The 12,344-nt window shown below is 60.6% G+C and carries 16 protein-coding genes; 12 read left to right on the plus strand and 4 right to left on the minus strand.

Translation table 11 applies throughout. From position 1 onward, the window contains the following. Both VFF99_RS20825 and VFF99_RS20830 read left to right on the plus strand, forming a co-directional pair. On the plus strand, positions 1–467 hold a 467-nt coding region (locus tag VFF99_RS20825), incomplete at its 5' end, for a gamma-glutamyltransferase (protein WP_325020845.1). Positions 468–567: 100 nt separating this feature from the next. Then, the gene (locus tag VFF99_RS20830; protein WP_325020846.1) at positions 568–1,782 is read left to right on the plus strand and encodes a patatin-like phospholipase family protein; all 1,215 of its coding nucleotides are present in this window, start codon (positions 568–570) and stop codon (positions 1,780–1,782) included. A 41-nt stretch (positions 1,783–1,823) separates the two neighbouring features. Here the strand turns inward: VFF99_RS20830 and VFF99_RS20835 are convergent, their stop codons facing one another. Next, positions 1,824–2,165, minus strand: coding sequence for a hypothetical protein (locus tag VFF99_RS20835; RefSeq protein WP_325020847.1), 342 nt, complete (start codon positions 2,163–2,165; stop codon positions 1,824–1,826). 280 nt (positions 2,166–2,445) lie between these two features. Here VFF99_RS20835 and VFF99_RS20840 point away from each other — a divergent pair, with 280 nt between their 5' ends. From VFF99_RS20840 to VFF99_RS20870, 7 genes are all read left to right on the plus strand, one after another. Continuing rightward, positions 2,446–2,820 carry a ribonuclease gene (locus VFF99_RS20840; protein WP_325020848.1) on the plus strand — a complete coding sequence of 125 codons (375 nt, stop codon included), beginning with the start codon at positions 2,446–2,448 and terminating at the stop codon, positions 2,818–2,820. A 61-nt stretch (positions 2,821–2,881) separates the two neighbouring features. Further along, positions 2,882–3,280: a barstar family protein gene (locus tag VFF99_RS20845; protein ID WP_325020849.1), complete on the plus strand. Its 399-nt coding sequence runs from the start codon at positions 2,882–2,884 to the stop codon at positions 3,278–3,280. An 85-nt stretch (positions 3,281–3,365) separates the two neighbouring features. Continuing rightward, on the plus strand, positions 3,366–3,995 hold the full coding sequence (gene purN / locus VFF99_RS20850) for a phosphoribosylglycinamide formyltransferase (protein ID WP_325020850.1): 630 nt from the start codon (positions 3,366–3,368) through the stop codon (positions 3,993–3,995). 9 nt (positions 3,996–4,004) lie between these two features. After that, positions 4,005–5,261 carry an RsmB/NOP family class I SAM-dependent RNA methyltransferase gene (locus VFF99_RS20855; protein WP_325020851.1) on the plus strand — a complete coding sequence of 419 codons (1,257 nt, stop codon included), beginning with the start codon at positions 4,005–4,007 and terminating at the stop codon, positions 5,259–5,261. Next, a complete protein-coding gene (locus VFF99_RS20860) occupies positions 5,258–5,812 on the plus strand; it encodes a phospholipase D family protein (RefSeq protein ID WP_325020852.1) in 555 nt (184 codons plus the stop codon). Before VFF99_RS20855 ends, VFF99_RS20860 begins: the two co-directional genes overlap by 4 nt. Then, positions 5,809–7,146, plus strand: coding sequence for a mechanosensitive ion channel family protein (locus tag VFF99_RS20865; RefSeq protein ID WP_325020853.1), 1,338 nt, complete (start codon positions 5,809–5,811; stop codon positions 7,144–7,146). Before VFF99_RS20860 ends, VFF99_RS20865 begins: the two co-directional genes overlap by 4 nt. 113 nt (positions 7,147–7,259) lie before the next feature. Then, entirely contained in the window at positions 7,260–8,453 is a 1,194-nt protein-coding gene (locus tag VFF99_RS20870; RefSeq protein WP_325020854.1) for a DesA family fatty acid desaturase, read from the plus strand. A gap of 132 nt (positions 8,454–8,585) precedes the next feature. On the opposite strand, the gene rpmG is transcribed toward VFF99_RS20870, so the two are convergent. The 3 genes from rpmG to radC all read right to left on the minus strand — a co-directional run bounded on the left by rpmG (position 8,586) and on the right by radC (position 9,826). After that, positions 8,586–8,753 (minus strand): 50S ribosomal protein L33, encoded by a 168-nt coding sequence (gene rpmG, locus VFF99_RS20875; RefSeq protein ID WP_220810504.1) that lies wholly within the window; start codon positions 8,751–8,753, stop codon positions 8,586–8,588. Between the two features lie 23 nt (positions 8,754–8,776). Continuing rightward, the gene (rpmB, locus tag VFF99_RS20880; protein WP_324898181.1) at positions 8,777–9,013 is read right to left on the minus strand and encodes a 50S ribosomal protein L28; all 237 of its coding nucleotides are present in this window, start codon (positions 9,011–9,013) and stop codon (positions 8,777–8,779) included. A 138-nt stretch (positions 9,014–9,151) separates the two neighbouring features. Further along, positions 9,152–9,826 (minus strand): RadC family protein, encoded by a 675-nt coding sequence (radC, locus tag VFF99_RS20885; protein ID WP_325020855.1) that lies wholly within the window; start codon positions 9,824–9,826, stop codon positions 9,152–9,154. Positions 9,827–9,988: 162 nt separating this feature from the next. On the opposite strand from radC, the gene VFF99_RS20890 reads away from it, so the two are divergent. The 3 genes from VFF99_RS20890 to VFF99_RS20900 form a co-directional block, all read left to right on the plus strand. Beyond that, entirely contained in the window at positions 9,989–10,441 is a 453-nt protein-coding gene (locus tag VFF99_RS20890; RefSeq protein ID WP_325020856.1) for a peptidylprolyl isomerase, read from the plus strand. A 33-nt stretch (positions 10,442–10,474) separates the two neighbouring features. Beyond that, entirely contained in the window at positions 10,475–11,416 is a 942-nt protein-coding gene (gene ispH / locus VFF99_RS20895; protein WP_325020857.1) for a 4-hydroxy-3-methylbut-2-enyl diphosphate reductase, read from the plus strand. A 713-nt stretch (positions 11,417–12,129) separates the two neighbouring features. Beyond that, positions 12,130–12,344, plus strand: a 215-nt coding sequence (locus VFF99_RS20900; protein WP_414691567.1) for an ABC transporter permease subunit, incomplete at its 3' end; no start/stop codon positions are given.

The raw sequence follows: 12,344 nt of genomic DNA on the forward strand, positions 1-12,344 counted from the left end.
GCTTCCTGTTGAATAACCAGCTCACCGATTTTTCCTTCGATCCCGTTGATGCCAACGGCCCGGTGGCCAACCGCGTACAACCGGGCAAGCGGCCGCGCAGTTCGATGGCGCCGACGCTGGTGTTCGATAGAGGGACGAACAAGCTTGTGCTGTCCACCGGTTCTCCCGGCGGGTCGGCGATCATCAATTACGTGGCAAAGGTGCTCGTCGGGACCATGGATTGGGGGCTCAACGTGCAGCAAGCGATCAGCCTTCCGAATTTCGGCAGCCGCAACGGGCCGACGGAACTGGAGCAGGGCCGCTTCCCCGACAGCGTCGTCGAGCAGCTGAAGGCGAAAGGGCACAACGTGCGCCAGATGGAACAGACCTCGGGCCTGCAGGGCATCATGCGTACGACCATACACGGCGAGGAAATGTGGTTCGGCGGCGCCGACCCGCGACGTGAGGGAATCGTCAAGGGCGATTAGGGCGCCGCAAGGCACTGCACGCCGCCACACAGCGTCGTTTTTCAGCCATACGCAGTAGCGTTTCTCCCCAAGTCCCGCATCGCCTGCTAATCTCTTTACTATGGGAAAGCAGAAGAAAACGGGACTGGTCCTGACGGGAGGTGGAGCGCGCGCCGCATACCAGGTCGGCGTGCTCGCCGGTGTGGCGGATATCCTGCGCGCCGCGGGCTGGTCTCCGGAGCGCAACCCCTACGACATCATCTGCGGGACCTCGGCGGGGGCGATCAACGCCACCGCGCTCGCCTGCCACGCAGACAATTTCGACGAGGGGCTGCAAAAGGTGACGGGCGTGTGGGAGCAGATCACGGCCGAGCAGGTTTACCGCGCCGACTCGCTCGGCGTGCTGCGCTCGGGCGCGCGCTGGCTGTCGCTGCTTTCCTTCGGCTGGCTCCTGCGCAAATGGCGGGCGAATCCGCCCAATTCTTTGCTAGACAACACGCCCCTCGTCACGCTGCTGAACCGCATGCTCGATTTTCCGCGCCTCGATACCGCCTTGACGCGGGGAGCGCTGCATGCGCTGGCGGTCACGGCGTCGTCCTATTCGGCCGGCCGCCACATCACCTTCTTCCAGTCCGAGGCCGAGATCGAGCCCTGGGTGCGCTCGCAGCGCATCGCACTGCGCAGCCAGATCGGGGTAGAACACCTGCTTGCGTCCTCCGCCATTCCGCTGATCTTTCCCGCGACGCCGATCTACTGCAACGGCAAGCGCGAGTTTTGCGGCGACGGTTCGATGCGCCAGCTCGCCCCGATCTCTCCCGCCATTCATCTCGGTGCCGACAAGGTGCTGGTGATCGGTGCCGGCCGGCTGAGCGAACCGCAGAGCGAAACCGGCGAGGTCGCGCAATATCCAAGCCTCGCGCAGATCGGCGGGCATGCCATGTCCAGCATCTTTCTCGACAGCCTGGCCGTCGACATCGAGCGCATGACGCGCATCAACCTGACCCTCTCCGTCCTGACGGAGGAGCAGAGGGGCAGGACACCTTTGCGCCCGGTCGAGCTGCTGATCATCGCGCCGTCGGAACGCCTGGATGAGATTGCCAGCCGCCATGTGCAGAGCCTGCCCGGGCCGGTGCGCATGCTGCTGGGCGCGATCGGCGCGACCGAGGCAAGCGGCAGCGCGCTGGCGTCCTACCTGCTGTTTGAATCGAGCTTTACTTCGGAGTTGATCAGCCTGGGACGCAAGGATGCGATGTCAAGAAAGGCCGATGTGCTGGCTTTCTTCGGCATGAACGAGGATGGCGTGGTTGCGCCGTGGCCGCTGGCAAAAACGGCCTGAAAGGAAAAGGCACGCGCGGGCGCGCGCGTGCCTTGCCGGGCTCAATAATCGTAACGATGCCCGTGATGGCCGTGATGGCCGCGATGGTGGTGCTTCCAGTGGCCGTGCTTGTGTTTTCTGTGGCCGCGGTCCTCAACATAGTAAGTCGGGCCATATTGCACGACCGTCGCCGGTTGCACGTAGACCGGACGCGGACGCACATACACCGGTTGCGGCTGGACATAGACCACTGCCGGAGGCGGTGCGTACACCTGGGGCGCCGGATAACGTGAACCGACGCTGACGGACCAGCTGACATCGCTTGCGCCGGCCACCGGGGCGGCAATCACCGCCGCCGCCGCGGCAATCCACTTGAGCAGGGACGATTGCAGGAATTGCTTCATGAGGTTCTCCTTGAGGTTTTCCTGAGCTATTAAACGTCAAACCCCCATTCCGCGACTACGAACAATTATTCAAAGGCAAGTAACTATTGCAACAAATTGTGAACAGGCATGTCCGGGCTCAAGCGGCGTTGCCATGGCGGCAACCGAATGTGACCTAAGTGCTTGAAAACATATTCGAAATTGACCGCCGAGGCTTGCTTCGTTTCTGACAACACGTTACCCTACGTAATCCCGAAAAAAGCAAATGTTGACATTCTGACAGCCGGGCAGGCGAGTAACGATGATTGCTAAGTTCCTGAAAACTTGGACGTTCCTCGTCCTGGCGTTTTTCCTTTCTGCCAACGCCCTCGCGCGGGGCCATGAGCAGCTCGGTGTCATCGCCGCGAAGGACCTGCCGAAAGAAGCCCGGCAAACCCTGGTCCTGATCAAGCAGGGCGGCCCCTTTCCCTACCCCAAGGACGGCAGTGTTTTCCGGAACTATGAAGGGGTTTTGCCGAAGCAGAAGCGCGGGTATTATCACGAATTCACGGTGAAGACCCCCGGCGCGCGCAATCGCGGAGCGCGGCGCATCGTTACGGGTGGGGATCCGGCGACATCGGGCGAATACTATTACACCGACGACCACTATGCGACCTTCCGGCGCATCAAAGAGTAACAACATGCGTATCGAGTCACTGCACGATCCCGTCCAGCTAATCGCACGAGCCGAGGATGACATGAGCTTGTTTAAAACGGTGCCGCCCAACGTGGTTCAGTCGATCCGTGCATTCCGCGTGAACGAACTGCAGGAAGAGGCTGCCAGGCTGGGCCAGCATTTCCTGTATGCGTGGTGCGCCGACGCGACGACCAAGCAGCAGGTCTTGACGCGCATCGCCACGGCTTTCCACTTCCCGCGCCATTTCGGCAAGAACTTCGATGCGCTCGGCGACTGCCTGACCGATCTCGCTTACAAGGCCGGCCCGCAACCCGGTTTTCTCGTGGTCCTCGAACAATTGCCCAATACTCCGAAATTCGACAAGGAAGCGCGCGAGACCCTGCTCGACGTTTTCCGCGACGCGGCTGACTTTTGGGCGGAGCGCAAGGTCGCCTTCCGCGTCTTCTATTCATTCCAGTAGGATTCACGCCTTCCCTGAAGAGCCGGCCGTGCGCGGCCGGCTTTTTTATTCAAGGGCCGATCCTGCGTACGGTAAAATGCGCGCCATGAAAAATATTGTCATCCTGATTTCCGGGCGCGGCAGCAACATGCAGGCGATCGTCCGTGCCGCCAAGTCCGAGCAATGGCCGTGCAGGATCGCCGCTGTCATCAGCAACCGCGCCGATGCCGAAGGGCTGGCCTTCGCAGCCGAACACGGGATCGCGACCGCGGTGGTGCCGAGCAAGTCCTTTCCGAGCCGCGATGATTTCGACGCCGCACTGCGCGCCGAGATCGACAAGTTCGCCCCCGATCTTGTCGTTCTTGCAGGCTTCATGCGCATCCTGACGCCGGCATTCGTCGAACATTACGCCGGCCGCATGCTGAATATCCATCCATCACTGTTGCCCAGCTTCCCGGGCCTTGCGACGCATCGCCAGGCACTGGCCGCCGGCGTCAAGTTCCATGGTGCCACCGTGCACTTCGTCACCGCAGAACTCGACCACGGGCCGATCGTCGAACAGGCGGTCGTTCCCGTCCTGCCCGAAGATACCGAACATGCGCTGGCCGAGCGCGTTTTAGCGCAGGAGCACGTGATCTACCCGCGGTCCGTACGCCGGTTCATCGAAGACCGGCTGAGCATCGAAAACGGCCTCGTCCGTGTCGACCACGCGGCAGGCAAGCCTGCCACTACCTGAAAGAATTCCATGAGATTGCACCCCGCAGTCGTGGGCCATACCGAAGAAGCGCTGAGGGAAATCCTGCGCTTCACAGGCCCGGCCGACGTCATCCTGTCCCGCTACTTCCGCGAGCATCCCAAGCTCGGGCCGCGCGAGCGCGGCGCGATCGCCGAAGGCATCTATGCCGTTCTGCGCAACAAGCTCAGCTATGCGAGCTTCGCCGAATCCGGGCACGGACCGGCGATGCGCCGCCTTGCCTTGCTCGGTCTCGCCGATGCGCTGGGCGCCGACGCGCTTGGCGGCCTGTCGAATGAAGAGGCCGACTGGCTGGGACGCATTGCCCAGATCGACCGCAATTCCCTGCCGGTGACCTTGCGCGCCAACCTCCCGCAGTGGCTTTTCGACCGGCTGGTCGCCCGGGACGGGGAAGCCGCCACGTTGCAGCTTGCCGAAGCCCTGAACCGGGCCGCGCCGCTCGACCTGCGGGTGAATACCCTCAAGGCCAAGCGGGAGGAGGTGATTGCCGAGCTGGCCAAGGCGCCGATCGACGCCGAGCCGACGCCATACGCGCCTTACGGTTTGCGCCTGCGGAAAAAACCCGCACTGCAGAACCTGCCGCTGTTCAAGGATGGTGCAATTGAAGTGCAGGACGAGGGCAGCCAGCTGCTGGCACAGATCCTCGGGGCCAAGCGCGGCGAGATGATTGCGGACTTTTGCGCCGGCGCCGGCGGCAAGACCCTGGCGCTTGGCGCCATGATGCGCAACACCGGACGGCTCTATGCATTCGACGTGTCGGACAAGCGCCTCGCCAAGCTCAAGCCGCGTCTGGCGCGCAGCGGGCTCTCGAACGTGCACCCGGTCGCCATCGCCCACGAGAACGATGCCAAGATCAAGCGGCTCGCCGCCAAGATCGACCGCGTCCTGGTCGACGCTCCCTGCAGCGGCCTTGGCACCTTGCGCCGCAATCCCGACATGAAGTGGCGCCAGACGCCGGAGTCCGTGCTCGAGCTCAATGCCAAGCAGGAGGCCATCCTCTCCAGCGCGGCACGGCTTGTGAAACCCGGCGGCCGGCTGGTGTATGCCACCTGCAGCCTGCTCGACGAGGAAAACGAAGCGATCGCCGCGCAATTCCTGTCGACGCATGCCGATTTCACCCTCGTCCCCATGAAAGACGTGCTGGCCGAGCAGAAGGTCGCGCTCGAGATGGGGGATTACCTCAAGCTGTACCCGCATGTCCACCAGACCGACGGTTTCTTCGCCGCGGTGTTCGAGCGCAGGAAATGACCGGGCGGGCTCGGTTTGCCTCCGTCTGCTTGTTCCTGGCCGCGCTGTGCAGCGCGGCTATTACGCCGGCAGCCACGCCGGTGCAAGCGTCGTTGCAGGCCGTGTTCGCGCCCTGGGACGACGTCGAGACGGCTGTCATCGACGTCCTTGCCGGCGCCCGCAGCCAGATCCTGGTCCAGGCCTATCTGTTGACCAGTAAAAAGATCACCACTACCCTTGTGGATGCCCATCGCCGCGGCATCGACGTGCGCGTGCTGGTCGATGGCGCCCAGCTGGAGAAGGTGCCGTCATCAACCGCCGGCGTACTGGCCGCGGCCGGCGTGCCTGTGTGGCTCGAGACGCGGTACCAGAATGCGCACAACAAGGTCATCATCGTGGACGCAGACGATCCGGGCGCAACGACAGTGACGGGCAGCTTCAATTTCACCTGGACGGCACAGCACAAGAACGCCGAAAACATCCTGATTGCACGAAACAATCCGGCGCTCGCCGCCCGCTATGCAGAGAACTGGGCGAGGCACCGGCAAGAGGCGACACCCTTCAAGAAATGAAACAGAACCTGCTTTCCAATCTGCTGACCGACCTATGGACCGACTTGAGGGATCCCGGCCTGCTCTGGCAGCTGACGATCCTGGTCGCCTGCCTTGCACTGGGCTGGGCGATCGGGCGCGTGCTGCGCAACCGCCTCAGCGCCCAGGATATGCAGCTGCGCGTGATGAGGATCGGGGTCGAGAGCTTTGCCAGCGTACTGGCGCCGCTCGTTGCCCTGTCGCTGATTGCCCTGGCCAGGCTGGTGCTCGAGCAATGGCAAAACGTCAGCCTGCTGCGCGTCGCCATTCCCCTGGTGGGATCGTTCGCACTGATCCGCCTGGCCTTCTATGTCCTGCGCAGGATCTTTGCCCGCGAGGGGAAGGCGGGGAAATTCCTGCTCACCTTCGAGAAGGCGTTCGCTACCGTCGTATGGTGCGGGGTTGCGCTCTACATCACCGGCCTGTGGCCCGAGCTGGTCGACTTCCTTGACCGGACCCAGATTCCGGTCGGGCGCCACAAGACTTCGCTGCTCATCATTGTCCAGGCGGCGGCCTCGGTCATCGTGACTCTCGTCCTCGCGCTGTGGGCCAGCGCCGTGCTCGAAGAGCGCCTGATGCGTATGGACGCGGTTCATTCCTCGCTGCGTGCGGTCACCGCCCGGCTGGGGCGCGCCATACTGATCCTGCTGGCCGTACTGATCAGCCTGTCGCTTGTCGGCATCGATCTGACGGTGCTGTCCGTGTTCGGCGGTGCGCTCGGCGTCGGCCTCGGCCTGGGCCTGCAGAAGATCGTCAGCAGCTACGTATCCGGTTTCGTCATCCTCATCGAGCGCAGCCTTGCCATCGGCGACCTGGTGACCGTCGACAAATATTACGGACAGGTAACGCAGATCAATACGCGTTACACCATCGTGCGCAGCATGGACGGCATCGAGACCGTGGTTCCGAACGAAATGCTGCTCTCGGGCCCGGTGCAGAATTATTCACTGAGCGACCGCATGCTCAGGCTTTCGACCCGGCTTTCTGTTTCTTACCAAAGCGACATCGAGGCCGTCCTGAAACTGGTGGAGGAAACGGCGGCGGGGATCACCCGGGTGCTCAAGGATCCTGCACCGCAGGCATTCCTGATCCGTTTCGATCCGGACGGCTTTGAAGTCGAGGTGGGCTGGTGGATTGCGGATCCCGAGAACGGACGCTCGAATGTGCTGTCCGATGTTAACCGCGCCATCTGGAAAAAATTGCAACAACATGCGATCCAGATTCCTTATCCGCAGCGCGAAATCAGGCTGCTCGACCCGGTTTCTGGCGCCGAAAACCGGACGTTGAAGACCGAGCGCGTCACGGCGACGCCATAAACAGCGTAAAATCGTGGCCGAAATGCAGGCTGGCGGACGGTTTTTCGCTGACAGAGGGCTTCCAGCGGATTATCCGGATGCATTTCACCTGAAACTCACAGACTGGACACACAATGCTCGACGCAGTACTCACATTTCTATCCGATGGTCTTTCCGGCGCTTCCGGCTGGGAGATCCTCGTTTACACCTTGGTAGTGACGCATATCACGATCGCCAGCGTGACGATCTTCCTGCATCGCTGCCAGGCGCATCGCGCGCTTGAGCTGCATGCCATCCCCAGCCATTTCTTCCGTTTCTGGCTGTGGATGACGACCGGCATGGTGACCAAGGAGTGGGCGGCGATCCATCGCAAGCACCACGCCAAGTGCGAAACCGAGGAAGATCCGCACAGCCCGCAGACTCGCGGCATCCGGAAGGTGCTGCTGGAAGGCGCGGAACTGTATCGTGCGGAGTCGAAGAACCGCGAAACGATGGAGAAGTACGGCCACGGCACGCCGGACGACTGGATCGAGCGGAACATCTACAGCAAGTACTCCTGGCAGGGCGTGGGCCTGATGCTCATCATCGACGTCATGCTGTTCGGCGTCATCGGCCTGACCGTCTGGGCGGTGCAGATGCTCTGGATTCCGATTACCGCCGCAGGCATCATCAACGGTATCGGCCACTACTGGGGCTACCGCAATTACGACTGCGCCGATGCGTCGACCAATATTTTCCCGCTCGGCATCATCATCGGCGGCGAAGAACTGCACAACAACCACCATACCTACGGTACGTCGGCCAAGCTTTCGTCGAAGTGGTACGAGTTCGACATCGGCTGGCTGTACATCCGCATTCTCGAAACTCTCGGCCTCGCCAAGGTGAAGAAGGTTGCCCCGGAGCCGAAGTTCGACCGCAAGAAAGTCGTGGCCGATTTCGATACGCTGCAATCAGTGATCGCCAACCGCTATGACGTGATGGCCAAGTATGCTAAATCCGTCAAGCACGCATGGCGCGACGAATTCGAGCACCTGAAGGGCAAGGCCAACCTCGAGACGAAATTCCTGAAGAACGCGAAGAAGCTCCTTCAGCGCGAGCCGGCCAAGCTCGAAGCGCCGCAGAAGCAGCAACTGAGCGAGCTGTTCGCGCACAGCAAGGTACTCCAGACCATGCACGAAATGCGTGTCGAGCTCGGCGCCATCTGGGAGCGTTCGAACTCCAGCCGGGAGCAACTGCTGCAGCAACTGCAGGACTGGTGCGTACGGGCGGAAGCGTCCGGCATCAAGTCGCTGCAGGAGTTTTCCTCGCGCCTGCGCAGTTATGCGTGACGCGGCGTAGACCCGAAGAAGACGCGGCCACGGAATTCCGGGCCGCGTTTTTTTTCGATTCAGGTTGAACAAGCACCAAAACAAAAGCCCCGCGAGTGCGGGGCTTTTGACTTGATACCGAAACCGGATCGATTACTTGATCTTGGTCTCTTTGTATTCCACGTGCTTGCGTGCCTTCGGATCGAACTTCATGATCGTCATTTTTTCCGGCATGGTGCGCTTGTTCTTCGTGGTGGTGTAGAAGTGACCGGTACCTGCGGTCGATTCCAGCTTGATTTTGTCGCGGTTAGATTTAGCCATGATGATTTCCTGTTAGGTTCCGCTCAGATTTTCTCGCCGCGAGCACGCATGTCGGCGAGGACTGCGTCGATGCCGATCTTGTCGATCACGCGCAGGCCGGCGTTGGAGATGCGCAGGGAAACCCAGCGGTTTTCGGATTCAACGAAGATGCGACGGTTCTGCAGGTTGGGCAGAAAGCGGCGCTTGGTCTTGTTGTTCGCATGGGAAACGTTGTTGCCGACCATCGGCCCCTTCCCGGTGACTTGGCAAACACGTGCCATGATTGACTCCTTAAAAATATCCGGATTTCGGAAAAGACGAGAGTATAACGAAAAAAATGTGCGTTTTCAATGACTTGCGAAAAACAATTGTGTCGTAAGATTTTCGTCAAATTTAACAATCTGCCCCCGTGGCTCAAATCATATTTCACCGTGCTCCGCGAACGAATAGGCGAGGCTGCCAGCGACGATCAGGTGATCGAGCAGGCGCACGTCGACGAGGGCCAGGGTCTGCTTGAGGGCCCGGGTTAATGACTTGTCCGCGGCGCTCGGTTCCGGCGAGCCGGAAGGGTGGTTGTGGGCAAGAATGACCGCCGCCGCATTATGGGCGAGGGCGGCTTTCACGACTTCGCGCGGATATACGCTCGCGTGCGTCAGGGTCCCGCGAAACAATTCCTCGGCGGCGATGAGCCGGTTTTTCACGTCGAGGAACAGGACGGCGAAGGATTCATAGGGGCGCCTCGCGAGCAGCAGCTGCAGGTAGGTCCTGACTGCCTGCGGCGAGCCGAGCGTCTCGCCGGTGCGCAGTTCTTCCGCAATTGCCCGCCGCGCCAGTTCCATCACCGCCTGCAACTGTGCGTACTTGGCCGAGCCAAGTCCCTTGAGCTTGCCGAACTCCGTGAGCCTGGCCGCGAACAGGCCGTTCAACGAGCCGAAGTGCGCAATCATGTCCCTCCCAAGGTCGACCGCACTTTTACCGCTGACGCCCACGCGCAGGAAAACCGCCAGCAATTCCGCATCCGACAACATTTGCGGACCGTGCACGATAAGCCGCTCGCGCGGGCGCTGGTCTTCGGGCCAATCGGAAATTGCCATGTCGGAAAGAGGGGGAAGCGATGGGAGGGCAATTATAGGAAGAAAATTGTAAAAATATCAATTTGATGATGCGTAGCCGCACCCGGCGCCGTTTCCGAAAGCGCCGTCCGAATGGCGTAGTGGCATACAATAGCGGGTTATCACTTCTCACCCGGAGTTTTTGTGTCCAATCCTTCCGTTTCCGTCGTCACCCCCTCGTCTTACCTGACCCTGCACTACCGCCTGGCGTCCGTGGACGGTAATAACATTGTCAGTACATTCGATGAAAACCCGGCCACGCTGCAACTTGGCACCGGACAGCTGGCGCCGTTCCTCGAGGAGTGCCTGCTCGGACTGCAGGAGGGCGAGCACACCGTGTTCGAGCTGCCCCCGGAGAAGGCATTCGGACCGCGCAACCCAGACCTGGTACAGCGCCTGTCGCGCACCACGCTCGACGAGAATTCGGGCGGCGAGCAGTACGTGGTCGGTGACCTGGTCGAATTCAACGCCCCCAGCGGCGGCCAGTTTGCCGGCGTGCTGCGCGCCATCGATGCCGACAGCGCCCTGTTTGACTTCAATCATCCGCTCGCCGGGCAGACTTTGAAGTTCGAAGTCCGTATCATCGGCATACTCTAAGCTTGCAATCTATCCCTTCGGGTCGTTCAGAACATGGATAAGGAAATCCTGCTCGCGCAGCCGCGCGGTTTTTGCGCCGGCGTCGACCGCGCGATCGAAATCGTCGAGCGCGCCCTGGCCGAATTCGGCGCTCCCATCTACGTGCGCCATGAGATCGTGCACAACGCCTATGTCGTCAACGATCTTCGCAGCAAGGGCGCGATCTTCATCGAGGAGCTCGATGAAGTGCCGGCCGGGAACACGGTGATCTTTTCGGCGCACGGCGTTTCGAAAGCCGTACAGGTGGAAGCGGAGGCCCGCGGCCTTCGGGTGTTCGACGCGACGTGCCCGCTCGTGACGAAAGTTCATGTCGAGGTCGCCAAGATGCGCCGCGAAGGACGCGAGATCATCATGATCGGACACGACGGGCATCCGGAGGTGGAGGGCACGATGGGGCAGGCGGACGAGGGCATGTACCTCGTCGAGAACGTCGCGGATGTCGACAGGCTGCAGGTGTCCAACCCGGACATGCTCGCCTACGTCTCCCAGACCACCCTGTCGGTGGACGACACCGCCGATATCATCGCGGCACTCAAGCGCCGTTTCCCGAACATTTCGGAGCCCAAGAAGGGCGACATCTGCTACGCCACGACGAACCGCCAGGAAGCGGTCAAATTCATGTCGCCGCAGGTCGACGTGGTGATCGTCGTCGGCAGCCCGAACAGTTCCAACTCCAACCGTCTGCGCGAGGTCGCCGAGAAGAAGGGCACCGCCGCCTACATGGTGGATAACGCAGATCAGGTCAATCCGGCCTGGATCGAAGGCGCCGCCCGTATCGGCGTCACGGCTGGTGCTTCCGCTCCCGAGGTGCTCGTGCATGCCGTCATCGACCGCCTGAAGGAGCTCGGTGCGAAGAGCGTGCGCCCTCTGCCGGGCGTCGAGGAAAACGTGACTTTCCCCATGCCAAAAGGTTTATCGGCGACGCGCCCGGTCTAGGCAAGCGGCCCGGAATTTAATTCAGGACCGCTCCGATATTTCCATCAATTGTTTTTAGCGTTCATCGTTATGATGCAGCCTGCAATGAATTAGTCATTCAGTCATTGCAGCTGCAGGCAGCACCGGCGCAGACATGGCCCAGAGAGTTCATGCATGGCGACGGCGCAGAGGTGGCGCAGCGTATGGACATGACGCTAGTCGGCTCCCGCAAATATTCAGGATGTTTTTTGCTTTTTTGAATATAAAGTGAATAACACGCATCCAGAGCGATAAAGGGGTGCGGAGTGTTTGCGGAGAGCGGATCGGGCAGGCATGGAACGGCTATCGTTGCAAGGCTTCCAACACTTCCACTGGATTTGTTGTTGCTTCCGCAGCGATTTACGTAAAGATGCCCGCGATAATGTTTCATACGAGAACAGGTTCGGTATAATGCCGCCCGGTTCAGGTGCGCTCACAAGGTAACACTTAACTATAAAAGTTTTTCTACCGAAGACGGCAAAGGAGACACGATCATGCGCATCCAGACCACCCCCGCTTTTCGCATTGTCGCAGCAAATCTTTGCAGATAAACAATGAATCATCAAAGCGGCACCTCGAGGCATTCCCCCGGGTGCCGTTTTTGTTATCTCAAACGATTTTGCTGCGACCGCACATTGCCCAGGCAATGAAGTTGCAGAACGATTTGAACGATCTTTATAGAGAGTAGGCAAACCATGGATACATTTATCCAACAAATCATCAACGGACTGGTGCTAGGTAGCATGTATGCGCTGGTCGCGCTCGGGTACACGATGGTGTACGGCGTTCTGAATCTGATCAACTTCGCGCACGGCGATGTGCTGATGATCGGCGCCATGATGGGCGTCACCATCCTCAAGATCCTGCAGACGGTCGCTCCCGACCTGCCCGGCATCGTCAAGCTCGGGAT

Source organism: Noviherbaspirillum sp. (assembly GCF_035654295.1).
Lineage (GTDB): Bacteria > Pseudomonadota > Gammaproteobacteria > Burkholderiales > Burkholderiaceae_D > Noviherbaspirillum.

Excerpts from the sequence above, each read along its gene's own strand:
- VFF99_RS20830 (WP_325020846.1), top strand. The coding sequence starts at position 568 with ATGGGAAAGCAGAAGAAAACGGGACTGGTCCTGACGGGAGGTGGAGCG.
- VFF99_RS20835 (WP_325020847.1), bottom strand. The coding sequence starts at position 2,165 with ATGAAGCAATTCCTGCAATCGTCCCTGCTCAAGTGGATTGCCGCGGCG.
- VFF99_RS20840 (WP_325020848.1), top strand. The coding sequence starts at position 2,446 with ATGATTGCTAAGTTCCTGAAAACTTGGACGTTCCTCGTCCTGGCGTTT.
- VFF99_RS20845 (WP_325020849.1), top strand. The coding sequence starts at position 2,882 with ATGAGCTTGTTTAAAACGGTGCCGCCCAACGTGGTTCAGTCGATCCGT.
- purN (WP_325020850.1), top strand. The coding sequence starts at position 3,366 with ATGAAAAATATTGTCATCCTGATTTCCGGGCGCGGCAGCAACATGCAG.
- VFF99_RS20855 (WP_325020851.1), top strand. The coding sequence starts at position 4,005 with ATGAGATTGCACCCCGCAGTCGTGGGCCATACCGAAGAAGCGCTGAGG.
- VFF99_RS20860 (WP_325020852.1), top strand. The coding sequence starts at position 5,258 with ATGACCGGGCGGGCTCGGTTTGCCTCCGTCTGCTTGTTCCTGGCCGCG.
- VFF99_RS20865 (WP_325020853.1), top strand. The coding sequence starts at position 5,809 with ATGAAACAGAACCTGCTTTCCAATCTGCTGACCGACCTATGGACCGAC.
- VFF99_RS20870 (WP_325020854.1), top strand. The coding sequence starts at position 7,260 with ATGCTCGACGCAGTACTCACATTTCTATCCGATGGTCTTTCCGGCGCT.
- rpmG (WP_220810504.1), bottom strand. The coding sequence starts at position 8,753 with ATGGCTAAATCTAACCGCGACAAAATCAAGCTGGAATCGACCGCAGGT.
- rpmB (WP_324898181.1), bottom strand. The coding sequence starts at position 9,013 with ATGGCACGTGTTTGCCAAGTCACCGGGAAGGGGCCGATGGTCGGCAAC.
- radC (WP_325020855.1), bottom strand. The coding sequence starts at position 9,826 with ATGGCAATTTCCGATTGGCCCGAAGACCAGCGCCCGCGCGAGCGGCTT.
- ispH (WP_325020857.1), top strand. The coding sequence starts at position 10,475 with ATGGATAAGGAAATCCTGCTCGCGCAGCCGCGCGGTTTTTGCGCCGGC.